This window comes from Blastococcus sp. TF02A-35, assembly GCF_004571075.1.
In the GTDB taxonomy this organism is placed as follows: Bacteria; Actinomycetota; Actinomycetes; order Mycobacteriales; family Geodermatophilaceae; genus Blastococcus.
In genome coordinates this window covers 23,910-48,785 of the sequence record NZ_SPQP01000018.1, presented here as the reverse complement: position 1 = coordinate 48,785, position 24,876 = coordinate 23,910, and the positions used below count along the sequence as shown (strand labels likewise).

Genomic DNA, 24,876 nt, shown 5'->3' with positions numbered 1-24,876 from the left:
CAGTTCCCAGCTGTCCCGGACGTCCCTGGTGACACGCGGGGCAGGGGTTCCCGGTGGGGCCGGCGGGTCGCCGGCCCCACCGGAGGGGTCACACGCCGCGGAAGCGGTTGATCGCGTCGATGTGCTTCGCGCGCTTCTCGGCGTCCTTGACGCCGAGGCCCTCCTCGGGGGAGAGGGTCAGGACGCCGACCTTGCCCTGGTGGGCGTTCCGGTGGACGTCGAGGGCGGCCTGGCCGACCTCCTCCATCGGGTACACCTTCGACAGGGTCGGGTGGATCAGGCCCTTGTCGATGAGCCGGTTGGCCTCCCACGCCTCCTTGTAGTTGGCGAAGTGGGAGCTGAGGATGTTCTTCAGGTTCATCCACAGGTACCGGTTGTCGTACTGGTGCATGTAGCCGGTCGTCGAGGCGCAGGTGACGATCGTGCCGCCCTTCTTGGCGACGTAGACGCTGGCGCCGAAGGTCTCGCGGCCGGGGTGCTCGAAGACGATGTCGACGTCCTCGCCACCGGTCAGCTCACGGATCTTCTTGCCCAGGCGCTGCCACTCCTTGGGGTCCTGGGTGTTCTCGTCCTTCCAGAACTTGTAGCCCTCCTTGGAGCGGTCGATGATCAGCTCCGCGCCCATCTTGCGGACGATCTCGGCCTTCTCCGGGCTGCTGACGACGCACACCGGGATCGCGCCGCCGTTGAGCGCCATCTGCGTGGCGTAGGAGCCCAGGCCGCCCGAGGCGCCCCAGATCAGCACGGTGTCGCCCTGCTTCATGTGGGCGCCGTTGCGGCTGACCAGCTGCCGGTAGGCGGTGGAGTTGACCAGGCCGGGGGCGGCGGCCTCCTCCCAGGAGAGGTGCGCCGGCTTCGGCATCAGCTGGTTGCTCTTGACCAGCGCCATCTCGGCCAGGCCGCCGAAGTTGGTCTCGAAGCCCCAGATCCGCTGCTGCGGGTCCATCATCGTGTCGTCGTGGCCGGCCGGGTCCTCGAGCTCCACGGAGAGGCAGTGCGCGACGACCTCGTCGCCCGGCTTCCACTTGTTCACGCCCGGGCCCACGCGCAGCACGACGCCGGCCAGGTCGGAGCCGACGATGTGGTACGGCAGGTCGTGGCGCTTGGTGAGCTCGGAGACCCGGCCGTAGCGCTCGAGGAAGCCGAAGGTCGACACCGGCTCGAAGATCGACGTCCAGACGGTGTTGTAGTTCACCGAGGAGGCCATGACGGCGACGATCGCCTCGCCGGGGCCCAGCTCGGGGGTGGCGACCTCCTGGACGTGGAGCGACTTGCGGGGGTCCTTGTCCCTGGTGGCGACCCCTTCGAACATGTCCTGCTCGTCCTTGCGCACCACCACGGCGCGGTAGGACTCCGGCACAGCCAGGCCGCCCAGCGCGTCCAGCTGGTCGGCGAGGATGGCGTCCCTGATCTCGTTCACGCGTACTCCCGGGTCGTCTGCGGCCGTCGTTCGGCCGGGCTCGGAGGGCCGTGCGGTGGTGCGGGTGGGCAGATGTTACCGATGGGTAACAGCCCGGTGCACTGCGGTCAGTGCGTGGTGCGGGCGGCCGGCTCGACGAGCTCGACCAGCACGCCGCCGGCGTCCTTCGGGTGGATGAAGTTGACGCGGCTGTCCGACGTCCCGCGCTTGGGCACGTCGTAGAGGAGGCGCAGGCCCCGCTCGCGCAGCGTGGCGCTGACGGCGTCGACGTCCTCCACCCGGAAGGCCAGCTGCTGCAGGCCGGGGCCGGAGCGGCCGATGAACTTGGCGATCGTCGACTCGGGGGTGAGCGGCGCGAGCAGCTGGATGCGGGTGTCGCCGTCGCCCACCGCGAGCATCGCCTCGCGGACGCCCTGCTCCTCGTTGGTCTCCTCGTGCACGGAGTGCACGCCGAAGGCCTGGGCGTAGAAGGCGATCGCCTCGTCCAGGTCGGGGACGGCGATGCCCACGTGGTCGATGGTCGTGAACAGGCCCGCGGGCAGGCCCGTCGGGGTGCTGCCGTGATCGGCGTCGTTGGTGGTCACGCGGGCATAGTGCCGTCAAGACGTCTGAGACGACAGCCGGAAGTGGTGCGCCTCACCCCGTCCGCGTGAACTCGGCCTGCCGCACGCCGGTGCACCGTCCTATCCTTCCCCGCAAGGCCCGGCGCCGTGCCTGGTCGCGACCCCTCCGGTCGCGGCCGTTCGCGGTGCGTCCCGACAACGTGGTCGCCACCGGCGGCGGCCCGGCACTGGAGGCAGCATGTCCCGCTCGGTCATCGTCAGCGGCGCCCGTACCCCGATGGGCCGGCTCCTCGGCTCGCTCAAGGACTTCTCGGCGGCCGACCTCGGCGGCGTCGCCATCAAGGCCGCGCTCGAGCGCGCCGGCATCTCCGGCGACCAGGTCGAGTACGTGATCATGGGCCAGGTCATCCAGGCCGGCGCCGGCCAGAACCCCGCCCGGCCCGCCGCGGTCAAGGGCGGCATCCCCATGTCGGTCCCGGCGCTGACCATCAACAAGGTCTGCCTCTCCGGGCTCTCCGCCATCGCGATGGCCGACCAGCTCATCCGCGCCGGCGAGTACGACGTCGTCGTCGCCGGCGGCATGGAGTCGATGACCCAGGCGCCGCACCTGCTGGCCAACTCGCGCACCGGCACGAAGTACGGCGACACCATGCTCGTCGACTCGATGGCCCACGACGGCCTCTCCGACACCTTCGACCAGGTCGCCATGGGCGTGCTGACCGAGCAGGCGAACAGCCGCTACGACCTGACCCGCGAGGAGCAGGACGAGTTCGCCGCCGCCAGCCACCAGAAGGCCGCGCGGTCGCACAAGGACGGCGTCTTCGCCGAGGCCATCACCCCGGTGCTCATCCCGCAGCGCAAGGGCGACCCGATCGAGTTCACCGACGACGAGGGCATCCGCCCCGACACCACCGCAGCGAGCCTGGCCAAGCTGAAGCCGGCGTTCGCCAAGGACGGCACCATCACCGCCGGCACCGCCTCGCAGATCTCCGACGGCGCCTGCGCGGTCGTGGTCATGAGCGCCGCCAAGGCAGCCGAGCTGGGCATCGAGCCGATCGCCGAGATCGGTGCGCACGGCGTCGTCGCCGGCCCGGACGCCACGCTGCAGAGCCAGCCGTCGCGGGCCATCCAGAAGGCCTGCGAGCGCGAGGGCATCGACCCGAAGGACCTCGACGTCGTCGAGCTCAACGAGGCGTTCGCCGCCGTCGCGATCGTCTCCACCCGCGAGCTCGGCATCGACCCGGAGAAGGTGAACCCCAACGGCGGCGCGATCGCCCTGGGCCACCCGGTCGGCATGAGCGGCGCCCGCGTCGTCCTCGACGTCGCGCTGGAGCTGCGTCGCCGCGGCGCCAAGGTCGGTGCCGCCGCGCTGTGCGGCGGCGGTGGCCAGGGCGACGCCCTGATCCTGCACGCGCCCGCCAAGGCGTGACGGACGGCACCGCCGTCCAGACCGACGCCCCCGCCGCTCCCCAGGGGCGGCGGGGGCGTCGCTCCGTCGACGTCCCGACGCTGGTCGAGCGCGCCCGCGAGGGGGACGCGCGGTCGGTGGCGCGGCTGATCTCCCTGGTCGAGGACGCCAGCCCCGCGCTGCGCGAGGTCGCCGCGGCGCTCGCGCCGCACACCGGCAACGCCCAGGTCATCGGCCTCACCGGCTCCCCGGGCGTCGGGAAGTCCACGTCGACGACGGCGCTGGTCCGCGCGCTGCGCCAGGCCGGCAAGCGCGTCGGCGTGCTGGCCGTCGACCCGTCGTCCCCGTTCTCCGGCGGCGCGCTGCTCGGCGACCGGGTGCGCATGCAGGACCACGCCGGCGACAGCGGCGTCTTCATCCGGTCGATGGCCTCGCGCGGCCACCTCGGCGGCCTGTCCTGGGCGACCCCGCAGGCGCTGCGGGTGCTCGACGCCGCCGGCTGCGACGTCGTGCTCATCGAGACCGTCGGCGTGGGGCAGTCGGAGCTCGAGATCGCCTCCCTGGCCGACACCACGCTGGTGCTCGTCGCCCCGGGCATGGGCGACGGCATCCAGGCGGCCAAGGCCGGCATCCTCGAGGTCGCCGACGTCTTCGTCGTCAACAAGGCCGACCGGGACGGCGCCGACCAGACGGTCCGCGACCTGCGCTACATGCAGTCCCTCGGCGGCCGGCACTCCGAGGCCGGCAACTGGCGCCCGCCCATCTGCCGGACCGTCGCCTCGCGCGACACCGACAACGGGGTCGACGGCGTGCTGGAGAAGATCCAGGAGCACCGCGGGTGGCTGGAGTCCACCGGCGAGGGCCGGCGCCGGCGCGCCGAGCGGGCCGCCCGCGAGATCGAGGCGATCGCGCTGGCCACGCTGCGCGAGCGGATCGGTGACATCCGGGGGTCGGCGGCGCTCGAGGCGCTGGCCGGCCAGGTCGTCGACGGGACGACCGACCCCTACCGCGCCGCCGACGAGCTGCTCGCCCAGCTCTGACCCGCCGCCGGGAGGGCGGGCGTCCGCCACCGGGCCGCCAGCCGCTCCCAGGGGAGGATCGACAGGATCGCCACGCAGTGCGGCAGGAAGATGATGGTCACGCCCGCGTAGACCATCAGGTGGAAGCCGAGCAGGAAGAGCACCAGGCCGATCCGTGCCCGGTCGCTGCGGACGAGCAGCATCAGCGGCGCCAGGAACTCCAGGACGAGCATCACCCACTGCGCGGTGCCCAGCAGCCAGGGCAGCTCCAGGGTCCAGTCCGACAGCGGGGTCCCGCGGCGCATCACCGCGCGGGTGAGGGTCGAGCCGGTCGGCCAGTCCCAGCCGCCGAAGCGGACCTTCGCCCAGGCGGCGAGGAAGTACGTGAGCATCACGGTGACCAGGACGGCGGCCATCGCCCAGCCGGCCGCCTCCGACGGCCGCCGGTCGCGGAACCGCGCGCGGCCGATGGTCGGCAGCACCGCGAGGGCCACGAGGAAGGCGATCCGGTCGTGGTCGACCTTGCCGTAGCTCATGGCGATGACCATCCACTCCATGTAGAGGAGGAAGACGGCCGTCCCGAGGAGCCGGGGGGCGCGACCCGTGGCGGCGGCCAGCGCGGCGGCCACGAGCGCCCACTGCACGACCGTCACCACGGTTTCGGTGGGCGTGGGCAGCGGCAGCAGCCGGCCGATGAGCAGCGGCTGGTACCACTCGGTGGGCACGTGGGCGTGTGCCCGGACCCACGCGGTGGTGAGGAAGACGTCGACCGGGATGAAGAGGTAGGCGATCACCCGGAAGACGGCGATGCGCGCCAGCGGGACCGGCCGGAAGAACCAGCCGCTCACGGCGCCGGTGGGCGTGGTGGTGCTCATGCTCCGTCGTCCTCCAGCACGTACTCGACCAGCACGCGGTCGGTGAAGTCGCCGGTCTGCCGGCCGTCGACCAGCTCGAACCGGCGCTGCACGACCTGCACCGCCACCAGCTCGGGCGCCTGCGGGTGCCGCTCGGCGTAGGCCTCGGCCAGCAGGCCGAGCAGCTCCGGCTCCTCCCGGACCCGGGGCACCTGGCCCTCGAACTCGGCACGCCGCAACCCGACCTCGCCCCCGGAGAGCCGGATCTCCTCGCCCTCGGCGGTCAGCCCGACGGTGCGGGTCGAGATGACGGCGGCGTTCGGGTCGGCGCGGGTGGAGTACATCCGGAACGGGCCGAACGGGAACTCGTCGTCGTCACCCCAGACGGTGCCGCCGAGCAGCAGGGCGAGCACGATCCCGGCGGCGACCAGCCGCCAGCGACGGCCGGCCGGGGTCAGCCGCTGCGGCTCGAGGTCCGTCCGCGGGTCCGCGGCGGTCGGGAGGGCTGGCACGCAGCCGAGGGTAGGACCGGCAGGTGCCGGATCGGGCCATCGCGCACCCGCGGGCGCACCGTCCGGCCCACCGCTCCCAGCCGACACAGCGTGCGCGCCGGGCGTGCGGGCGTGTGAGGATCGGCGGATGAGCGGGACGTCGGGACGACCGGATGCCGTCGTGGTCGGGGCGGGCCCCAACGGGCTGGCCGCCGCGCTGCGGCTGTCCGCGGCGGGGCTGCGGGTGCAGGTCGTGGACGCGGGGGACAAGCCCGGTGGCGGGATGCGCACCGAGGAGCTGATCCGGCCCGGGTTCCACCACGACGTCTGCTCCACGGTGCAGCCGATGGCCGCCGCCGCGCCGTTCTTCCGGGAGTTCGACCCCGAGAGCCGCGGGGTGCGGTTCGTGCACCCGGAGGTCAACTTCGCCCACCCGCTCGACGGCGGGGGAGCGGCGCTGTCGTTCCGGTCGCTGGAGCAGACGGCGGACGGGCTGGGCGCGGACGCCGCCGCCTACCGGCGGCTGTTCGAGCCGCTGGTCGAGCACGGCACCGACGTCATCGACTTCTTCCTCTCCAGCCGCCTGCGCTCGCTGCCCACGCGGAGCGTCCCGCAGGTCACGAAGTTCGCCCTCACCGGGCTGCCGAACGTGTCGTGGCTGTCGCACCGGTACTTCGAGACGCAGGAGGCGCGGGCGCTGCTGGGCGGTGCCGCGGCCCACGGCATGCTCGACCTCAGCCAGCCGCTGACCTCGGCGCTGGGGATGCTGCTGGCGATGCTGTCGCACCACGCGGGCTGGCCGCTGATCGAGGGCGGGTCGCAGAAGCTCGCCGACTCGATGGTGACGGCGCTGGAGCAGCAGGGCGGCGAGGTCGTGACCGGTCACCGGGTCACCGACCTGCGCGAGTTCGACGGCGTGCCCGCCGTCCTGCTGGACACCACGCCCGAGGACTTCGTGACGATGGCGGGGGACCGGCTCAACGAGGGCTACCGCCGCTGGGTGGGCCGGTACAAGCACGGCGCCGGCGTCTTCAAGATCGACTGGATCCTCTCCGACCCCGTGCCTTGGGCGAACCCGGAGGTGCGCCGCGCGGGCACCATCCACGTCGCCGGGGACCTGGAGGAGACGATCGCCGGCGAGCGGGCGCCCAACCAGGGCCGGCTCACCGACAAGCCGTACGTCCTCGCCGTGCAGCCGACCGTCCCCGACCCGACGCGGGCGCCGGACGGCGGGCACATCTTCTGGGCCTACGTGCACGTGCCGCACGGCGCCGACGTCGACATGACGGGACCGATCGAGGACCAGATCGAGCGGTTCGCGCCCGGCTTCAAGGACACCGTCCTCGAGCGGCACACGAAGAACGCCGTCCAGATGGAGCAGTGGAACCCCAGCTACCTCGGCGGGGACATCTCCAACGGCCAGGCGACGCTGCGGCAGATGCTGGCGCGACCGGTGCCGCGGTGGAACACGTACCGCACACCCGTGAAGGGCGTGTACATGGCATCGGCGGCGACCCCGCCGGGGCCGGCCGTCCACGGGATGTGCGGGGACCTCGCCGCGCGGACGGCGCTGCGCGACGTCTTCGGCCTGCGGCACGTGCCGCCGCTGCGGCCGGCGCCCCCGGCGTAGGGCGCCGGCGGCCGCGTCAGGCGATGCGGCGGGCGGTGTTGTAGCCGGCCATGTCGACGCTCGTGTACTCCACGCCCGTGGCCTCGGTGCCGGCGTGGACGATCTGGCCGTCGCCGACGTAGATGCCGACGTGGCTGATCGGGTCGTAGTAGAACACCAGGTCGCCGGGCTGCAGGTCGGCGCGGGCGACGGGCGTGCCGACGGTCGCCTGGTCGGCGCTCCGGCGAGGCAGCTCGATGCCCGCGGCGCGGTAGGCGTGGGCGGTCAGGCCCGAGCAGTCGTAGGCGTCGGGGCCGTTGCCGCCGTAGGCGTAGGCCTTGCCGACCTGGGCGCGGGCGTCGTCGATCGCGGCCTGCGCGGCGGGGGTCGGCGCCGGGGCCGAGGTGGCGGCCGGCGTGGGCTCGGCCGCGGACGCCGTCACCGGGGACAGCGTGAGGGTCAGGGTGGCGGCGGCACCGGTGAACAGGCCGGCGCCGAGACGTCGCAGGGTCGGGCGAGTGGTCACCATCTGGTGGCTCTCCTTCCGTTCGCCCGCCGCGGGCGGTCGCGGGCACGGCGCGGCGCACCTCGGCGCGAAGGGCTGGGTGCGTGCGATGTGCTCGCTCACCGGGCGGGCCCGCTCTGCGGGGCGCACCGCACCGGGGCTGCGGCGGTACCGGATCCCGGGGCCACCCTCGTCGGGCGACGACCACCCGGCCGGCTCCTCCACCGTAGGAAGGCAGCTCCCGGGTCACAACCCAGCGGTCGCCATGTCGGGGAGTCGAGGTGTCGACATATCGCCCTGGCCCGCGCGGAGCCTGGGAATACGGGATCCGGATGGCGTGCGTCACATCAGATGACCGTCCGCGCGATCCGGTGACGTGCGGGGGCGCGAATACCGGCGCGGGTGACGACGCTCATGCGTATCCGGGCAGTCCGAGGGCCGAGGCGAGGCGCCCGATGAGTGCCGCGCGATCGTGCAGGTCGGCCGCCGTGACGAAGACGACCGTCCAGCCGGCCGCCGTCAGTGCGTTGAGGCGGCGACGGTCACGGGCGACCTGCTGCGGCCGGCCGTGCCAGACCCCTTCGTACTCGACGGCCACCTTCGCCTCGGGCCAGGCGAAGTCCACCCGCGCGACGAACCGGCCGTCCGCATCCAGGACGGTGTGCTGCGCCACGGGGCGAGGGAGCCGGGAGGCGTGCAGGAGCAGCCGCAGCCGCGTCTCCTGGGGTGACTCCGCGAGGCCGTCGGCGCGTTCCACGGCCCGGCGCACCTGTCGGCATCCCGGACCGACGAGGGTGCCGGCCGCTGTCCGCAGCCCGGGAAGGGTGACCAGCCCGGCGCGCAGGAACTGGTCGACCGCGACCACCGCCTCGTCGCCGGGCTCGATCCGCGCGAGGTCGAGCGCGGCCGGGAGAGGGGTGGTGACCGGCACGCCGAGGTGTCGTGTCACGTCGTCGCCGAGGAGGGTCCGGCGGGTCACCCGGATGCCCCGGACCGCACCGCCGCGGCACTCGAGCGGCACGGTGCACTCGACGTCGTCCTCCGGTCCTGCCAGGTCGACGCCCCACAGCACCGCGGCGCTGCGTCCGCTGACGACGGCCCCCGGCACCGCCAGGTGGGCCGCTGCCCGCGCCCGCCAGGCGTGGTCGAGCGGGATCGATGCGCAGGCGTAGACGTCGGGGAACACCCGCTGCCAGGCGGCGCTTCGCAGCTGACCCTTGGTGATGCGGCCGGCCCGCACCTGCTCCGAGCCGCGGAAGACGCGGCCGCGCAGGGCGGCGGGTCTGGTCGGCGTGCGGGGCACGGGAGGGACTGTGCCGCGTCCAGCGAACCCGGCGGGTTGGCTGTCCACAGGCCGGCTCCGGCCGAGCCCGCTGGCATCCCGCGCGCTTGCGCAGCCGAGCAGGAATCCGCGGGGGGTTGGGCGCTCGCAGGCGCACGCGCGCGCTCGGGCCGACACGGCGGGGGTGCCCGGTAGCGTCCGCGGCATGGTCCGACCGCTGGGGCTGCCCTTCGACCCGATCGAGCGCGCCGGGGAGACGTGGGAGAAGCACTTCGGCCCGTCGTCGGCCATGCGCGCGGCGACGTCGGTCTTCCGGGTGCAGCAAATCCTGCTGGCCCGCTTCGACGAGGTGCTCCGCCCGCTGGGACTCACCTTCGCCCGCTACGAGGTGCTCGTCCTCCTCACCTTCAGCCGGCTCGGCGAGCTGCCGCTCAAGGTCATCGGCAGCCGGCTGATGGTGCACCCGACCAGCGTCACCAACGCCATCGACCGGCTGGTGGCCGCGGGCTACGTGGACCGGCGCCCGAACCCGGCGGACGGGCGCGGGGTCCTGGCGGCGATCACCGACCGGGGCCGCGCCGTCGTGGAGGAGGGCACCCGCGCGCTGACCGAGCTGGACTTCGGGCTGGCCGAGCTCGGGCAGGCCGACCACGAGGCGCTGTTCGAGACGCTGCGGCGGGTCCGGCTCGGCGCCGGCGACGTCGCCCCGCCGGAGGGGAACACGCCGTCGTGACCGTCGACACATGATAGTTGGACGTCCTACTATCTCGGCATGACCCAGGACGCCCGACAGCGGTGGCAGCAGCGGTACGACGCGGCGCCCGCCTCGGGGCGGGTGCGCGACGCCGACTTCACGACGCTGTCGGGCGTCGAGGTGGCCCCGGTCTACGGGCCGGCGGACGAGTCGAGCGTCGAGAACTTCGAGCGGATCGGCTATCCGGGCGAGTTCCCCTTCACCCGCGGGCTGCACGCCACCGGCTACCGCGGGCGGGCGTGGACCATCCGCCAGTTCGCCGGCTTCGGCAACGCGAAGCAGACCAACGAGCGCTACAAGATGATCCTGGCCGAGGGCGGCGGCGGCCTGAGCGTCGCGTTCGACATGCCCACCCTCATGGGCCGGGACTCCGACGACCCGCGCGCCCTCGGCGAGGTCGGGCACTGCGGCGTCGCAATCGACACCGCCGCCGACATGGACGTGCTCTTCGACGGCATCGACCTCGAGGGCACCACGACGTCGATGACGATCAGCGGTCCGGCCGTCCCGGTGTTCTGCATGTACCTCGTGGCCGCCGAGCGCCAGGGAGCCGACATCGGCAGGCTCAACGGCACGCTGCAGACCGACATCTTCAAGGAGTACATCGCGCAGAAGGAGTGGCTCTTCGCCCCCGAGCCGCACCTGCGCCTGATCGGCGACCTCATGGAGTACTGCGCCGAGCACATCCCGGCGTACAAGCCGATCAGCGTCTCCGGCTACCACATCCGCGAGGCCGGCTCGACCGCCGCGCAGGAGCTGGCCTACACGCTGGCCGACGGCTTCGCTTACGTGGAGCTGGGCCTCTCGCGCGGCCTCGACATCGAGCAGTTCGCGCCCGGCCTGAGCTTCTTCTTCGACGCGCACATCGACTTCTTCGAGGAGATCGCGAAGTTCCGCGCCGCCCGCCGCATCTGGGCGCGCTGGCTGCGCGATGTCTACGGCGCCCGGACGGAGAAGGCGCAGCAGCTGCGCTTCCACACCCAGACCGCCGGGGTCAGCCTGACCGCCCAGCAGCCGGACAACAACATCGTCCGGACGGCGGTGGAGGCGCTCTCGGCCGTGCTCGGCGGCACCCAGTCGCTGCACACCAACGCCCTGGACGAGGTCCTCGCGCTGCCCAGCGCCAAGGCGGCGCAGATCGCCCTGCGCACCCAGCAGGTGATCGCCGAGGAGACCGGGGTCATGAACGTCGCCGACCCGCTCGGCGGCAGCTGGTACGTCGAGGCGCTCACCGACGACATCGAGCGGCAGGCGGAGGAGATCTTCGCCCGCATCCGCGACATGGGCAGCGACGGCACCATCACCGCCGGCATCCTGCGCGGCATCGAGGACGGCTGGTTCACCGGCGAGATCGCCGAGGCCGCGTTCGTCTACCAGCGGGCCCTGGAGAAGGGCGACAAGAAGGTCGTCGGCGTGAACACGCTCACCGGCTCGGTCGACGCGCACGACAAGCTGGAGATCCTTCGGGTCAGCCACCAGGTGGAGCTCGACCAGAAGGCCGAGCTGGCCCAGCGAAGGAGCGCCCGGGACGACGCCGCCGCGCGGGCCGCCGTCGCCCGGATGGTCGAGGTGGCGCGCACCGGGGAGAACATGGTCCCGGCGATGCTCGACGCCGTCCGGGCGGAGGCGTCCCTGGGCGAGATCTGCGACGCGCTGCGCGCCGAGTGGGGCACCTACACCGAGCCCGCTCGTTTCTGACACCCCCGACCTGCACCATGCCGGCATGACCGGATCCCAGGGGCAGGACCACGCGATCGACTACGTCGAGCTGACGGTGCCCGACATCGAGGTGACCCAGCGCTTCTACGAGCAGGCCTTCGGCTGGGTCTTCACCGGCTACGGCCCCGAGTACGCGGGCTTCCGCACCCCGGGCGGCGAGCGGGAGGCGGGCGGGCTGCTGCTCGACGCCGCGGGGCCGCGCCCGGGTGGGCCGCTCGTGCTGCTCTTCGCCACCGACCTCGACCGGACCCTCGCCGCGGTGCGGGCGGCCGGCGGCGAGGTGGTCCAGGGCCCCTACCCGTTCCCCGGCGGACGCCGGTTCCACTTCCGCGACCCGGCCGGCAACGAGCTCGGCGTCTGGGCCGAGGGCTGACCGACCCCGAGCGGAGCCGTAACCCGATAGGTGTGTCGTCGTTCACACAGCAACATCCCCGGCATCCGGAGGTCCGCTGTGCGACGCATCGCGATCGTGCTGGCAGCAGGAGCGGTCGTGGCGGCGGGCGCGTTGCCCGCGACGGCCACGCCCGCCGAGCAGCCGGGGGAGTACCCCGGGGTGCGCAACGTCCTCCCCCCGGGCCAGTCCGGGGGGATGACGCTGCCGGGCGCGGCCGGCGCCGTCCTGGGCGACCCGCTCGGCCGGCAGGCGGTCGACGGCCGGAACGCGCCGGAGAACTTCGCCGACCAGCTGGAGATGTACGACGCCCTCAACCACGCCGACCTCGGCGCGCTGACCGAGGAGTCGCTCGGCGACTACTACAAGGACGCGCCGCTCACGCTCACCGACGACGAGGCGGTGAGCATCGACCGCCCCAAGGACGGCGTGGTGATCCGCCGCGACGAGTTCGGCGTCCCCTACATCGAGGCGGAGACCCGCGAGGACGCCGCCTGGGCCTCCGGCTACGCCGGCACGACGGACCGGATGTTCCTCATGGACGTGCTGCGGCACGTCGGCGCCGCCCGGGCGGCGGAGTTCCTCGGCCCGAGCGCGGAGAACATCGCGATGGACCAGGAGCAGCTGCGCACCGCGTACTACACCGAGGAGGAGGCGGCGGCCCAGGTCGAGGAGGTCGCCGCCCGCTACGGCGAGGAGGGGGAGCGGCTGCTCGCGGCGGCCGACGCCTTCATCGCCGGAATCAACGCCGCGCAGCAGGAGCTGTGCCCCGGCCTGGTGCTCGGCCCCGCGTGCCCGGTGGAGTACGCGGCGCTGCAGCGGCTGCCGCAGCCCTGGGACCGCGCCGACGTCGTCTACATCGCCTCGCTCGTCGGCGGCATCTTCGGCAAGGGCGGCGGGGCCGAGTACGCCAACGCCCGCTGGCTCAAGCAGCTCGAGCAGCAGTTCGGTCCCGAGGAGGGGCGCCGGATCTTCGACGACCTGCGCTCCGCCGACGACGCCCACGCCCCGACGACCTCCTCCGAGCCGGCTCCCTACGGCGGCGGCCCGGTCGACCCGGCGAAGCCCGGCGTCGCCCTGCCCGACCTGGACGGCCCGACCGCTCCCGGCACCGGCGACGACGCCGGCGGGGGCGGCATCCCGGCGCCCTCGCTCGGCTCGCTCTCCGGCCGGCTGGCCCCGGCCCCCATGCGCATCACCGGCCCGTTCGGCACGCTCGACCTCGCCGAGGTCGGTGACGGCATGAGCAACGCCGCGCTCGTCTCGGCCGAGCACACCGCCGACGGCCACCCGGTCGCGGTGTTCGGCCCGCAGACCGCCTACTACGCCCCGCAGCTGCTCACCGAGCAGGCGGTGGTCGCGCCCGGCATCCGCGCCCGGGGTGTCTCCTTCGCCGGCACGAACCTCGTCGTCCAGCTGGGGCGCGGCGTCGACTACGCGTGGTCGGCCACCAGCGCCAACAGCGACAACGTGGACACCGTCGTCGTGCCGCTGTGCGACCCGGCCGGCGGGACGGCGACCGTGGAGTCCGAGGGCTATCTCGACGACGGGCGCTGCGTGCCGATGGACAGCCGCGTGCACGAGGAGAAGGCGCTGCCGACGCTGGGCGGCGTCGGGGCACCGCAGGTGCTCCGCTTCCACGTGCTGCGGACCGAGCACGGCATCGTGCAGCTGCGCACCACCGCCGGCGGGAAGCCGGTGGCGGTCGTGACCCAGCGCAGCACCTACCGCCAGGAGCTCGACTCCGTCATCGGCTTCGAGCGCTTCGGCAACCCCGAGTACGTCCGGGACGCGGGCTCCTTCCAGGAGGCCGCCGCGGCGATCGACTACACCTTCAACTGGTTCTACGCCGACGACCGCGACATCGCCTACTACTCCTCGGGCCGGCTGCCGGTCCGTGCCGAGGGGACCGACCCGCACCTGCCCCGGTGGGCCGGCGCGGAGTGGGAGTGGCAGGGCTGGCTGGCGCCGGAGGACCACCCGCAGCAGGTCAACCCACCCTCGGGCTACCTGGTGTCGTGGAACAACAAGCCCGCGCCCGGCTGGGCGGCTGCCGACGACGGCTGGGGCTGGGGACCGGTGCACCGGAGCCTGGCGCTGTCGGACCGGATGGCCGCGCTCACCGGTGCCGGCGGGGTGACGACGCCGGACCTGGTCGCCGCCGTCCAGGACGCCGCCACGGTCGACTCGCGGGCCTTCTACACGCTGCCCGCGCTGCTCGACACGGTCGGCGAGGACCCGCAGCTCGCCGAGGCCACCGCGCTGCTGCGCGACTGGCAGGAGCGGGGCGCCCACCGGCTCGACGGCGACCGGGACGGCGCCTACGAGGACCAGGCCGCGGTCGCCCTCTTCGACGCGTGGTGGGAGTCCTCCGGGGAGGACGGCGCGGTGACGTCGGTGGCGCACGAGCTGCTGCGCGGCACGCTGGGCGACCTGGTCACCGCGCTCCCGCAGCGGCTGGACGACCACCCGCGGCAGGGCCTGGGCTCGGCCTGGAACAACGTGTCCTGGTACGGCTACGTGGTGGAGGACCTCGGTGGGGACGGCGACTGGTCCCGCTCCTACTGCGGCGGTGGGGACACCGTGGCCTGCCAGGAGGACCTGCGCGCGTCGCTGCGGGCGACGGTCGACCGGGTGCTGGCCGAGCAGGGCGTCTCCTCGGTCGGCGAGCTGACCTACGACAAGCACCTCGACGACATCAGGGCGAAGGCGACCGGCGTGGTGGGGGTCCGCGACATCGACTGGCAGAACCGCCCGACGTTCCAGCAGGTCGTCAACTTCACCGGTGGCAGGTGAGCCGTCCGGAGCCGGGTACGGCGGTGCCGTCCGGGATGGGATGATCGAGGTCATGCAGCCCACCCGCCCCGGACGTCCCGACCCGCGCGCGCAGGCGCAGCAGGCGCAGATGGCCGCCGCCATGGCCGGCGCGGTCGACCTGGCCGCCGTGAAGGCGCGCTCCGACGCCGCGGCGCGTGCCCAGGCCGCGCCCCCGCCGAGCGCCTCCGCCCCGGCCGGGGCGCCGGGCGGTGCCGTCGTCGACGTCACCGAGGCGACGTTCCAGGCCGAGGTGCTCGACCGGTCCTTCCAGGTGCCGGTGGTGCTCGACCTGTGGGCCGAGTGGTGCGGACCCTGCAAGCAGCTCTCGCCGGTGCTGGAGCGGCTCGCCGTCGAGGGCGGTGGCTCCTGGGTGCTCGCGAAGGTCGACGTGGAGGCCAACCCGGCGCTGGCCCAGGCGCTGCGGGTGCAGGGCATCCCCGCGGTCAAGGCGGTGTGGCAGGGGCAGCTCGTCGCCGAGTTCACCGGCGCCATCCCCGAGGAGCAGGCCCGCCAGTTCGTGGCCGAGCTGGTGCAGGCGACGACCGGCGGCGCGGTCCCCGGCGGGGCCGGCGCCCAGGAGGTCGAGGACCCCCGGCTAGACGCCGCCGAGGCCGCCCTGGAGCGCGGCGACCTCGCCGCCGCCGAGGCCGCCTACCAGGCGATCCTGGCCGAGGAGCCCGACCACCCCGACGCCGGCATCGCGCTGCGCCAGGTGCAGCTGTTCCGCCGCGCGGAGGAGGCCGGTCCGGACGCGCTGGCCGCCGCCGACGCCGCTCCGGACGACGTCGCCGCCCAGACCCGGGCGGCGGACTTCCTGCTCGGCACCGGCAACATCGAGGCCGCCTTCGACCGGCTCCTCGAGGTGGTGCGCCGCACGGCGGGCGAGGACCGCGACCGCGCGCGCCAGCACCTGGTGGAGCTGTTCGCCGTCGTGGGCGACCAGGACCCGCGGGTCGGCACGGCCCGCCGTGCGCTGATGGCCGCCCTGTTCTGAGTCAGACCCCGACGTCGCACGCGCGGGCGCCCTCGACGAACCCGCCGCGGAAGACGTCGACGAGCTGGAAGCCCGACAGCTCGGCGGCACCGAGGACGTCCTCCTCGACGCCGTAGGTCAGCAGGAACAGCACGCTCTCGTCCAGGTCCCCCGGTGAGATGAGCACGTCGGGGATCTCGCGGTCGAAGAGCTGGGCGCTGAACCAGCCGGTCAGGCAGACGGCGGAGCGGATCGCGTCGGGGTCGGCCGGGTCCAGCCCGAGCTGGTCGCGCGCACCGAGGGCGTAGGGGACGGCGATGGCGGTCGCGACCGCGTAGTCGCCGAGCTCGTAGGCCTCCTCGGTGAGGCTCTCGTCGTACCCGACCACGTTGCCGTCGGCGCAGTAGACCAGCGCGCGGTCCGAGGGCGCGCACTCCGGGGCGGAGCCGGTGAAGGGCTCGATCGGCGGGGCGTCGAAGTCCTCGTCGAACACCTCGGTGAAGGCGCGGTCCCAGAAGGCGGGCAGGGCACCGCTGACCAGCTCCACCAGCTCGTCGTAGGGGGCGTTGCCCTGGGTGAGCAGGTCCTCGTCGCGGAAGGTGCCCTGGGTGAAGACCCGGTCGCGGCCGAACCGGTCCCGGCAGGCCGTCGGGCCGTCGTCGAACCCCTCCTGGAACGCGGAGACCCGGTCGAAGTAGGAGCCGTGCGCCGACTGCTCGGCCGGGCTCGTGCCCACCGGGTCGCGCAGCAGGAAGTAGCCGCGCAGCAGGTCGTCGAGCTCGCTCTCCCGCAGCTGGGAGTGCTCCGCCTCGCCCTCGGCGACCCACGCGCTCCATGCGCCGGCGTAGCAGTCGGCCTGGGTCTCGGTGGCGATGGAGGCGCCCGGGGCGCCGACCCGCGCCTGCACCGCGTGCCCGAACTCGTGCGCCATGACCAGGGCGGGCAGGAACCGGCCGTAGCTGTCGGCGAGCTCGCCGAGGAACGCCCGGTCGTAGGTGATGGAGTCGGAGCTCGGGGCGTCCGGGAACTGGCAGTAGAACGCGTTGTTCTCCGCCTCGCGGGGGTCGCTGCCGCAGCCCACGCCCTGGGGGAAGTCGCCCGGTGCGACGTCGCCCGGGTCGACGCTGAAGTAGCCGCCCTCCAGCGGCTGGAACGGCGGGCCGAACACGTCGGGGAACTCCTCGGACCAGAAGGTCTGGAGGTCGGCGAGCGCGTTCCGCGCGAGGACGTCCACCGGCCCGTCGGTGGCACCGGTGACCGTGACCTCCTCGGGCGGGGCGCCGACCGGCGCCGGGCGGTCGGGGCTGGGGGCGCCGACCACCACGACCCCGCACCCGCTGGTGAGGCCGCAGACCAGCAGGCCGGCGACGACGGACAGCAGGCGCGGCCGGGTCATGGGTGCTCCATCGCCCCGGCGGGGTCGCCGCAAACGTGGCTCACCCGCCGAGGTCGCAGCCCTCCGCGCCCTGGAGGAAGCCGCTGCGGAAGGCGCCGACCAGCTCGAAGCCGGAGGCGTCCACGTTCGGGAAGACGCGGTCGTCGACGCCGTACTGCAGGAGGAACTGGACGGCCTCGTCGATGTCCCCGGGGCTGATCTGGGCGCCCACGACGTCGGCGAAGGCGTCGGCGTACCACTGCGCCTCGTACCAGCCGGTCAGGCAGACGGCCGACCGGGTGGCGGCGGCGTCGTCCACCGACAGCCCGGCCTGGTCCCGGACCGCCAGGGCGTAGGGCAGCGACACGGCGGTGGCCAGCGCGAAGTCGCCGATCTCGTCGTAGGCGGGGATGGCCAGGTCGGTCTCGTCCACGTACACGGTCCGGTCGTCGGCGCAGTAGCCGAGGTCGCGGTCGTCGAGACCGGCGCAGTCGGGGGCGACCTCCTCGAAGCCCTCGACGGCCGGCGCCTCGAACTCACCGCCGAACACGTCGGGGAACACCCCGCCGTAGAAGGCCGGCAGCGTCGCCCCGACCCACTCCACGATGCTCGCGAAGTCGGCGTTCCCCTGCTCGGCCAGGTCCGCCCGCTCGAAGGGCGCGGCGGTGAGCAGCCGGTCCTCCCCGAAGGCGTCGCGGCAGGTCGCCATCCCCGACTCGAACCCGTCGTAGAACGCCGACACCCGGTCGAAGAAGGAGCCGTGCGCGGCGTCGTCGTCGGGGTCGGTGCCGACGTCGTCGCGCAGCAGCAGGAACCCGCGGATGACGTCGTCGAGCTCGGGCTCCCGCAGCGAGACGTGCTCGGCGTTGCCGTCGGCCACCCAGCGCGTCCAGGCGCCGGCGAGGCAGTCGGCCTGCGTCTCGTCGAGGATGCTCCGGCTGGCGAAGCCGAACCGACCCTGCATCGCGTGGCCGAACTCGTGCGCCATGACCACCGGCACCAGGAAGCGCCCGTAGTCGTCGGAGAGCTCCTGCAGCAGTGCGCGGTCGTAGGCGACGACGTCGCACACCGGGTCGTAGAAGGCGTTGCCGGCCACCTCGTCGGGCTCGGTGGGCTGCTCGTCGCAGCCGATGCCGGTCTCGGGGTAGAGGCTCTCGTCGAGGTCGTCGGAGTCGACGGAGAAGTAGCCGCCAGCCAGCGGCCGGTACTCCTCGCCGAAGTACTCCGGGTAGGCCTGCTGCCAGAAGGTCTCCAGGTCCGCCAGCGCGTTGCGGGCGACCTGGTCGATCGGGTCGTCGCTGGCCCCGGTGACGGGGAACTCCTCCTCGGAGACGTCCATCGACGGGTCCGAGGCGGGGGACGCCTGCCCGGTCACGACGTCGACGGCGCACCCGCTCACCAGCACCACGGCGAGAGCGAGCGGTGCGGCCCGGCGCAGGGTCATGGCGTCAGCATGCCCGGTCCTCACGGCGGGGACCACCTCCGGTCACCCCGCGTCGCGGGATGACCGGAGGCCGAGAGGAAGCGGAGGTGCGGCCTCAGCCCTCGTGCAGGAACCAGACGGTGCCCAGCGGGGGAGCGGAGATGGTGGCCGAGTACGGCTGGCCGTGCCACGGCTCGGCCACGGCCTCCACCCCGCCGAAGTTGCCGACGCCGGAGCCGCCGTAGCCCTCCGCGTCGGTGTTGAGCACCTCGCGCCACTGGCCGGGCCGGGGCAGGCCGATCCGGTACTCGTGGTGCGGGGCGCCGGAGAAGTTCACGACGCAGGCCAGGGCGGCACCCGCCGGGGCGACGACCTCGCCGTCGACACCCCCGCCGTCCTCGACCTGGGCGTCCCCCTCGGCGGCGGGCAGCGCCGGGGCCGCCGGGGCCTTGCCGTAGCGCAGGAACGACAGCACGTTGCCCGAGGCGTCGTTGGCGTCGATCCACTGGAAGCCGGACGGGTCGACGTCCAGCGACCAGAGCGCGTCGTACTCCTTGTAGCGCGTGTTCAGGTCGGTGACCAGCTGCAGGACACCGCGGTGGGCGGGGTCGTCCAGGTGCCACCAGTCCAGGGAGCGGCTCTCCGCCCACTCGGAGTCCTGGGCGAACTCCGAGCCCATGAACAGCAGCTGCTTGCCGGGGTGGGCCCACATGTAGGCCAGGTAGGCCCGCAGGTTGGCCAGCTGCTGCCACCGGTCACCCGGCATCTTCCGCAGCAGCGAGCCCTTGCCGTAGACGACCTCGTCGTGGCTGATGGGCAGCACGTAGTTCTCGGCGTAGGCGTAGTGCATCGAGAACGTCAGCTGGCCGTGGTGGTAGCTGCGGTAGACCGGCTCCCGCTCGACGTAGGCCAGCGAGTCGTGCATCCAGCCCATGTTCCACTTGAAGCCGAAGCCCAGGCCGCCGAGGTGCGTCGGTCGCGTGACGCCGGGCCACGCCGTCGACTCCTCGGCGATCGTCATGATGCCGGGGACCTCGCGGTAGACGGTGGCGTTGAACTCCTGGAGGAAGGCCACCGCCTCGAGGTTCTCCCGGCCGCCGTACTTGTTGGGCAGCCACTCGGAGCGCGAGTAGTCCAGGTAGAGCATCGAGGCCACGGCGTCCACGCGGATGCCGTCGACGTGGAACTCCTTGGCCCAGTAGAGGGCGTTGGCCACGAGGAAGTTGCGGACCTCGGAGCGGCCGAAGTCGAAGACGTAGGTGCCCCAGTCCAGCTGCTCGCCCCGGCGCGGGTCGCCGTGCTCGTAGAGCGGCGTGCCGTCGAAGCGGGCCAGCGCCCACTCGTCCTTGGGGAAGTGCGCCGGGACCCAGTCGACGATGACGCCGATGCCGGCCCGGTGGGCGCGGTCGATCAGGTACCGCAGGTCGTCCGGGCTGCCGAAGCGCGAGGTCGGCGCGTAGTACGAGGTGACCTGGTAGCCCCAGGAGCCACCGAAGGGGTGCTCGGCCAGGGGCATGAACTCGATGTGGGTGAAGCCGGCGTCCTTCACGTACTCGACGAGCTCGTCGGCGAGCTCGCGGTAGGACAGCCCCTGCCGCCAGGAGCCGGCGTGCACCTCGTAGACGCTCATCGGGCGCTCGTGCCAGCCGGCCTCGGCCCGCTGCGCCAGCCACTCGTCGTCTTCCCACTCGTAGGTGGACTCGGTGACGATCGAGGCGTTCAGCGGGGGGACCTCGGTGGCGAAGGCCATCGGGTCGGACTTCTCGCGCCAGGTGCCGTCGGCCCCGAGCACGTGGTACCGGTAGCGGGTGCCGGCCTGGGCGCCCGGGATGAAGATCTCCCAGACGCCGGAGGAGCCGAGGTGCCGCATCGGGTAGGCGCGTGCCTCCCAGTAGTCGAAGTCGCCGGTGACCTTGACGCCCTGCGCGCTGGGCGCCCACACGGCGAAGGAGACGCCTTCGACCGTGCCGCGGGGCGTCTCGTAGCGGCGGACGTGGGCGCCGAGCACCTCCCACAGCCGCTCGTGCCGGCCTTCACGGATCAGGTGCTCGTCCAGCGGCCCGAGGGTGGGCAGCCAGCGGAAGGGGTCGTCGACGGTGTGCGTCGTGGTGCCGCCCTCGCCGTCGCCGTAGACGACCTCGATCCGGTAGTCACCGGGCTGGTGGGGGAGCGCGGCCTCGTAGATGGCCCCGGCGAGCAGCTCCCGCATCTCGTACCGGCTGCCGTCCTCGTCGACGACGGCCACGGAGACGGCGTCGGGGCGGAGCGTGCGGACCGCCCAGCCCTCGGCCGTGCGGTGCGCCCCGAGCACCCGGTGCGGGTCGCGGGACCAGCCGTCGACGATCGCCCGCAGGTCCTCCTCGGAGAACTCCTCGATCGCGGCGTCCTCGCCGGCGCCGGCCGTGGTGCCACCGGATGGGGTGGTGGCCTCGGGGGCAGCCGGCTCCTGGGTGACCTCGCGGACGGGGGCCGCCGGTTCGGCGGCCCCCGGGGCGGTGCTGGCGTCGGCGGTGCCGGCGGGGGGACCGCCGGCGTCCTCCGGCGCCTGGGGGTTGTCGGGCTCGGCCGGGTCGGGGTCCGGCGCCACCGGCTGGCCGGCGGGAGCACCCGTGCCGTCGCCGGGCTCGGCGATCGGCGCGGGGGCGACCACCGGGTTGGCGGTGATCTCGGTGTCGTCGCTGCCGGGCTCGGGGGTGGCCTCGGTCGCGGTGGGGGCGGCGGCGGCCTTCTTCGCGGTGGCCCGCGTGGCCGACGTCGCCTTCGCGGCAGCGGCCTTCTTCGCCGGCGCGGCCTTCTTGGCGGCGGGGGCCTTCTTGGCCGCCGCCTTCTTCGCCGGTGTCCCGCCCTCGGCGGTCGCCTTCTTCGTGGCCCGCTTGCGGGTCGCGGGAGCGGCGTTCACCGGCGGCTCGCTCCCCGCTGCCGCCTCGGCCTGCGCGACCTTCTGCTCCACGGCGCGCTGCAGATCGTCCTTGCTCTGCACGGGGCTCTCGCCTCGGTCGTCGGTCGTCATCGTCTCGCCGTCCTCGTCAGTTCTGGTCTGCTCTGTCCGTGGGTGCGGTGCTCAGTCGCGGTGGGCGATCCTGGACAGCGACTGGAGCGGGATCATGAGCCAGTGCGGTCTGTTCCGTGCCTCGTAGACGCACTCGTAAACCGCCTTGTCGGCCTCGAACGCCCGAAGGAGTGGTGACTCACCGCAAGGGTCCAGGCCGCTGGCCTCCGAGTAGCCGGTGCAGAACGCCGTGCGGTTGCGGGCCGCCCACTCCTGGGCGCGGTAGGCGCGCTGCGGGTCGTCGGGCTGCTCGACCAGCATGTGGCGGGCGGCGTAGTCGAAGCTGCGCAGCATGCCGGCGACGTCGCGCAGCGGGCTGTCCAGCTCCCGGCGGTCGGCCAGCGGGCGGGCCGGCTCGCCCTCGAAGTCGAGGATGATCCAGCCGGTCGCGGTGCGCAGCACCTGGCCCAGGTGGAGGTCGCCGTGCACCCGCTGGCGGACCACCCGCTCCTGGCTGTCGGCGACGGCGGCGTAGACCGCGCGCAGCCCCTCGGCGTGCTCCTCGAGCTGCGGCACGACCTCGATGGCGGCGTCGAGCCGTTCGGTCATCTGCCGGGCGAGCGTGGCGTACCAGTCGGGCGAGGCCTCCTCGGTGGGGAGCACCTCCGCCATGTCCGCGTGCACCGACGCCGTCGCGGCGCCCAGCCGCTCGCTGTCGGCGGCGAAGTCACCGCCGACCTCGTCGGCGTGCAGGTCACCCTCGGCGTAGAGGTCGCGGACGCTCGCGGTCGCCAGGCGCCAGCCGTCGCTGGCGTTGGGGACGAAGGTCTGCAGCATCGCCACGGTGGCGGGCTCGCCGCCGCCGGCGTCGTCGATCTCGATGTGCCCCAGCAGCGGGGCGATGTGCTCGTTCTCCACGCGGCGCAGGGCGCTGTGGATCTCCACGTCGGGGTTGAGCCCGGGCTCCAGCCGCCGGAAGAGCTTGAGGATCGCCTCCTGGCCGTACACCAGCGAGGTGTTGCTCTGCTCGGTGGAGACGATGTCGCCCGGCAGCCCCTCGGGGATGTGGCCCTCCCCGGCGGGGGAGAAGCGCATCGGACCGACGGTGGACCCCTGGCTCAGGTGGATCAGCCAGGGCGCGGTCGACTCGCGGTCGCGCATCGCGTCGTAGGCGAAGGACTCGCGCCCCTCGTTGGACACGGCCCCGACGAACGCCGACTCCAGGTCCTCGGCCGGGTGGTCGCGCCAGGACAGCGGCACCAGGTAGGTCTCCCGGACGCCGTCGGTGTACTCGATCCGCACGCGGTGGACCGACAGCACCGGGTTGCCCCGGTCGAGGAAGAAGCCGTCCTCGGTCACGTCGGCCCACTCGCGGCCCTTGCCGCCGAACCACCGCTGCTGCGGGATCCACTCGCGGAACAGGTCGGTGAGCGCCTTCATCGGTTGCCTCCGGACTCGTCGGTCGGGGTCTCGTCGGCGTCGCTGACCACACCGGCGGCCAGCAGGTTCTCGGCCACGGCGCTGGACGTCGCGCTGGTCCAGTCCTCGGTCTCGTCGGCGGCCGGCTCGGTGGGCTTCTGCAGCTCGAACCAGTAGAAGCCGTGCCCGGCGAGGGTGAGCATGTACGGCAGGACGCCGATCTGCGGGAACTCGACCCGCCCGGTCAGCTCGACCGGGGTGTAGCCCTCGAACCGGCGCAGGTCCAGCTCGACCGGCTGCGGGAAGCGCGACAGGTTGTTCACGCAGAGGACGACGTCGTCGCCGAACTCGCGGACGAAGGAGAGCACGGTGGGGTTGCGCGAGCCGATCTCGGCGTAGCTGCCCAGGCCGAACGTCGGGTGCTGGCCGCGCACCTGGATCATCCGGCGCACCCACTGCAGCAGCGAGTTGGTGTTGCGCAGCTGCGACTCGACGTTGGTGACCTGGTAGCCGTAGACCGGGTCGGCGTTCAGCGGCAGGTACATCCGCTGCGGGTCGGCGCTGGAGAAGCCGCCGTTGCGGTCCGGGGTCCACTGCATCGGGGTGCGGACGCCGTCGCGGTCACCGAGCCAGATGTTGTCGCCCATGCCGATCTCGTCGCCGTAGTACAGGACCGGCGACCCCGGCAGCGACAGCAGCAGGGCGTTGAACAGCTCGAGGGTGTTGATGTCGTTGTCCAGCAGCGGGGCCAGCCGCCGGCGGATGCCGATGTTGGCCTTCATGCGGGGGTCCTTGGCGTACTCGGCCCACATGTAGTCGCGTTCCTCGTCGGTGACCATCTCGAGCGTCAGCTCGTCGTGGTTGCGGAGGAAGACGCCCCACTGGCAGTTGTCGGGGATGTCCGGCGTCTGCGCCATGATCTCCGAGATCGGGAACCGCTGCTCCCGCCGCACCGCCATGAACAGGCGCGGCATGACCGGGAAGTGGAAGGCCATCTGGCACTCGTCGCCGTTCTCGCCGAAGTACTCGACGACGTCGGCGGGCCACTGGTTGGCCTCGCAGAGCAGCACCTTGTCGGTGTAGTTCTCGTCCACGACCTTGCGGACGTGCTTGAGGAACTCGTGGGTGCGCGGCAGGTTCTCGCCGTTGGTGCCCTCCTCCTCGAACAGGTAGGGCACGGCGTCGAGCCGGAAGCCGTCGACGCCGAGGTCCAGCCAGAACCGCAGCGCGTCGATGATCGCCTCGCGCACCTTCGGGTTCTCGAAGTTGAGGTCGGGCTGGTGGGAGAAGAACCGGTGCCAGAAGTACTGCTTGCGCACCGGGTCGAACGTCCAGTTCGAGCTCTCGGTGTCGACGAAGATGATCCGCGCGTCGGCGTAGCCGGTGTCGTCGTCGGCCCACACGTAGAAGTCGCCGTACGGGCCGTCGGGGTCGCTGCGGCTGGCCTGGAACCAGGGGTGCTGGTCCGAGGTGTGGTTCATGACGAAGTCGATGATCACGCGCATGCCGCGCGCGTGGGCCGCGTCGAGGAACTCGTGGAAGTCCTCGATGTTGCCGAACTCCGGCAGGACCGCGGTGTAGTCGCTGACGTCGTAGCCGCCGTCGCGCAGGGGCGAGGCGAAGAACGGCGGCAGCCAGAGGCAGTCGACGCCCAGCCACTGGAGGTAGTCGAGCTTGTCGATCATGCCCCGCAGGTCGCCGACGCCGTCGGCGTTGCTGTCGGCGAAGCCGCGGACCAGCACCTCGTAGAAGACGGCGCGCTTGTACCACTCGGGGTCCGTACCGGGCGGCGGGAGAGCGGAGCGGGCGGCAGGGGAGTCGGGGACGGGAACGGTCATCGACGCGTATGCCTCGTTCGGGGTCGC

At 73.1% G+C, this 24,876-nt stretch carries 19 protein-coding genes; 8 read left to right on the top strand and 11 right to left on the bottom strand.

All coding sequences use genetic code 11. The features are described 5' to 3' along the window. Positions 1-88: 88 nt before the first annotated feature. Together ccrA and mce are read right to left on the bottom strand one after the other, a co-directional pair. Positions 89-1,420, bottom strand: a complete 1,332-nt coding sequence (ccrA, locus tag E4P43_RS10630; RefSeq protein WP_135145418.1) for a crotonyl-CoA carboxylase/reductase — start codon at positions 1,418-1,420, stop codon at positions 89-91. A 107-nt stretch (positions 1,421-1,527) separates the two neighbouring features. Further along, positions 1,528-2,004: a methylmalonyl-CoA epimerase gene (mce, locus tag E4P43_RS10625; protein WP_135145417.1), complete on the bottom strand. Its 477-nt coding sequence runs from the start codon at positions 2,002-2,004 to the stop codon at positions 1,528-1,530. 217 nt (positions 2,005-2,221) lie between these two features. Between mce and E4P43_RS10620 the strand changes: the two genes are divergently transcribed. Then, entirely contained in the window at positions 2,222-3,412 is a 1,191-nt protein-coding gene (locus tag E4P43_RS10620; protein WP_135145416.1) for an acetyl-CoA C-acetyltransferase, read from the top strand. Beyond that, the gene (meaB, locus tag E4P43_RS10615; RefSeq protein WP_245159068.1) at positions 3,409-4,431 is read left to right on the top strand and encodes a methylmalonyl Co-A mutase-associated GTPase MeaB; all 1,023 of its coding nucleotides are present in this window, start codon (positions 3,409-3,411) and stop codon (positions 4,429-4,431) included. Before E4P43_RS10620 ends, meaB begins: the two co-directional genes overlap by 4 nt. Here the strand turns inward: meaB and E4P43_RS10610 are convergent. Both E4P43_RS10610 and E4P43_RS10605 read right to left on the bottom strand, forming a co-directional pair. Continuing rightward, the gene (locus tag E4P43_RS10610; RefSeq protein ID WP_135145415.1) at positions 4,395-5,285 is read right to left on the bottom strand and encodes an MFS transporter permease; all 891 of its coding nucleotides are present in this window, start codon (positions 5,283-5,285) and stop codon (positions 4,395-4,397) included. The two genes, meaB and E4P43_RS10610, sit on opposite strands and share 37 nt — an antisense overlap. Beyond that, the gene (locus E4P43_RS10605; RefSeq protein ID WP_135145414.1) at positions 5,282-5,776 is read right to left on the bottom strand and encodes a hypothetical protein; all 495 of its coding nucleotides are present in this window, start codon (positions 5,774-5,776) and stop codon (positions 5,282-5,284) included. The genes E4P43_RS10610 and E4P43_RS10605 overlap by 4 nt, the downstream gene beginning before the upstream one ends. Positions 5,777-5,903: 127 nt before the next feature. On the opposite strand from E4P43_RS10605, the gene E4P43_RS10600 reads away from it, so the two are divergent. After that, positions 5,904-7,385: an NAD(P)/FAD-dependent oxidoreductase gene (locus E4P43_RS10600; protein WP_135145413.1), complete on the top strand. Its 1,482-nt coding sequence runs from the start codon at positions 5,904-5,906 to the stop codon at positions 7,383-7,385. 16 nt (positions 7,386-7,401) lie between these two features. Here E4P43_RS10600 and E4P43_RS10595 read toward each other — a convergent pair whose 3' ends face one another. Together E4P43_RS10595 and E4P43_RS10590 are read right to left on the bottom strand one after the other, a co-directional pair. After that, entirely contained in the window at positions 7,402-7,893 is a 492-nt protein-coding gene (locus E4P43_RS10595; RefSeq protein ID WP_135145412.1) for a C40 family peptidase, read from the bottom strand. A 388-nt stretch (positions 7,894-8,281) separates the two neighbouring features. Next, positions 8,282-9,172, bottom strand: a complete 891-nt coding sequence (locus E4P43_RS10590) for a DUF559 domain-containing protein (protein ID WP_135145411.1) — start codon at positions 9,170-9,172, stop codon at positions 8,282-8,284. Positions 9,173-9,356: 184 nt separating this feature from the next. Here E4P43_RS10590 and E4P43_RS10585 point away from each other — a divergent pair, with 184 nt between their 5' ends. From E4P43_RS10585 to E4P43_RS10565, 5 genes are all read left to right on the top strand, one after another. Next, positions 9,357-9,884 (top strand): MarR family transcriptional regulator, encoded by a 528-nt coding sequence (locus E4P43_RS10585; RefSeq protein ID WP_135145410.1) that lies wholly within the window; start codon positions 9,357-9,359, stop codon positions 9,882-9,884. A 39-nt stretch (positions 9,885-9,923) separates the two neighbouring features. Next, positions 9,924-11,603, top strand: a complete 1,680-nt coding sequence (locus E4P43_RS10580; RefSeq protein ID WP_135145409.1) for a methylmalonyl-CoA mutase family protein — start codon at positions 9,924-9,926, stop codon at positions 11,601-11,603. Between the two features lie 25 nt (positions 11,604-11,628). Further along, entirely contained in the window at positions 11,629-11,997 is a 369-nt protein-coding gene (locus E4P43_RS10575; RefSeq protein WP_135145408.1) for a VOC family protein, read from the top strand. Positions 11,998-12,075: 78 nt separating this feature from the next. After that, positions 12,076-14,811, top strand: coding sequence for a penicillin acylase family protein (locus tag E4P43_RS10570; RefSeq protein ID WP_135145407.1), 2,736 nt, complete (start codon positions 12,076-12,078; stop codon positions 14,809-14,811). Between the two features lie 52 nt (positions 14,812-14,863). Next, entirely contained in the window at positions 14,864-15,826 is a 963-nt protein-coding gene (locus E4P43_RS10565) for a tetratricopeptide repeat protein (protein WP_209313830.1), read from the top strand. A 1-nt stretch (position 15,827) separates the two neighbouring features. On the opposite strand, the gene E4P43_RS10560 is transcribed toward E4P43_RS10565, so the two are convergent. The 5 genes from E4P43_RS10560 to treS all read right to left on the bottom strand — a co-directional run bounded on the left by E4P43_RS10560 (position 15,828) and on the right by treS (position 24,849). Beyond that, a complete protein-coding gene (locus E4P43_RS10560) occupies positions 15,828-17,201 on the bottom strand; it encodes a hypothetical protein (RefSeq protein WP_135145406.1) in 1,374 nt (457 codons plus the stop codon). Between the two features lie 40 nt (positions 17,202-17,241). Then, on the bottom strand, positions 17,242-18,624 hold the full coding sequence (locus E4P43_RS10555; protein WP_245159067.1) for a hypothetical protein: 1,383 nt from the start codon (positions 18,622-18,624) through the stop codon (positions 17,242-17,244). A gap of 94 nt (positions 18,625-18,718) precedes the next feature. Beyond that, on the bottom strand, positions 18,719-21,613 hold the full coding sequence (glgB, locus tag E4P43_RS10550; RefSeq protein ID WP_209313829.1) for a 1,4-alpha-glucan branching protein GlgB: 2,895 nt from the start codon (positions 21,611-21,613) through the stop codon (positions 18,719-18,721). Between the two features lie 51 nt (positions 21,614-21,664). After that, positions 21,665-23,032, bottom strand: a complete 1,368-nt coding sequence (locus tag E4P43_RS10540; protein WP_135145405.1) for a hypothetical protein — start codon at positions 23,030-23,032, stop codon at positions 21,665-21,667. Then, positions 23,029-24,849, bottom strand: a complete 1,821-nt coding sequence (gene treS, locus E4P43_RS10535; protein WP_135145404.1) for a maltose alpha-D-glucosyltransferase — start codon at positions 24,847-24,849, stop codon at positions 23,029-23,031. The genes E4P43_RS10540 and treS overlap by 4 nt, the downstream gene beginning before the upstream one ends. Between the last annotated feature and the right edge of the window lie 27 nt (positions 24,850-24,876).

What these genes read in the sequence shown, in the direction of transcription:
- E4P43_RS10620 (WP_135145416.1), top strand. Translation starts at nt 2,222, where the DNA reads ATGTCCCGCTCGGTCATCGTCAGCGGCGCCCGTACCCCGATGGGCCGG.
- E4P43_RS10610 (WP_135145415.1), bottom strand. Translation starts at nt 5,285, where the DNA reads ATGAGCACCACCACGCCCACCGGCGCCGTGAGCGGCTGGTTCTTCCGG.
- E4P43_RS10600 (WP_135145413.1), top strand. Translation starts at nt 5,904, where the DNA reads ATGAGCGGGACGTCGGGACGACCGGATGCCGTCGTGGTCGGGGCGGGC.
- E4P43_RS10595 (WP_135145412.1), bottom strand. Translation starts at nt 7,893, where the DNA reads ATGGTGACCACTCGCCCGACCCTGCGACGTCTCGGCGCCGGCCTGTTC.
- E4P43_RS10585 (WP_135145410.1), top strand. Translation starts at nt 9,357, where the DNA reads ATGGTCCGACCGCTGGGGCTGCCCTTCGACCCGATCGAGCGCGCCGGG.
- E4P43_RS10580 (WP_135145409.1), top strand. Translation starts at nt 9,924, where the DNA reads ATGACCCAGGACGCCCGACAGCGGTGGCAGCAGCGGTACGACGCGGCG.
- E4P43_RS10575 (WP_135145408.1), top strand. Translation starts at nt 11,629, where the DNA reads ATGACCGGATCCCAGGGGCAGGACCACGCGATCGACTACGTCGAGCTG.
- E4P43_RS10565 (WP_209313830.1), top strand. Translation starts at nt 14,864, where the DNA reads ATGCAGCCCACCCGCCCCGGACGTCCCGACCCGCGCGCGCAGGCGCAG.
- E4P43_RS10560 (WP_135145406.1), bottom strand. Translation starts at nt 17,201, where the DNA reads ATGACCCGGCCGCGCCTGCTGTCCGTCGTCGCCGGCCTGCTGGTCTGC.
- E4P43_RS10555 (WP_245159067.1), bottom strand. Translation starts at nt 18,624, where the DNA reads ATGACCCTGCGCCGGGCCGCACCGCTCGCTCTCGCCGTGGTGCTGGTG.
- glgB (WP_209313829.1), bottom strand. Translation starts at nt 21,613, where the DNA reads ATGACGACCGACGACCGAGGCGAGAGCCCCGTGCAGAGCAAGGACGAT.
- E4P43_RS10540 (WP_135145405.1), bottom strand. Translation starts at nt 23,032, where the DNA reads ATGAAGGCGCTCACCGACCTGTTCCGCGAGTGGATCCCGCAGCAGCGG.
- treS (WP_135145404.1), bottom strand. Translation starts at nt 24,849, where the DNA reads ATGACCGTTCCCGTCCCCGACTCCCCTGCCGCCCGCTCCGCTCTCCCG.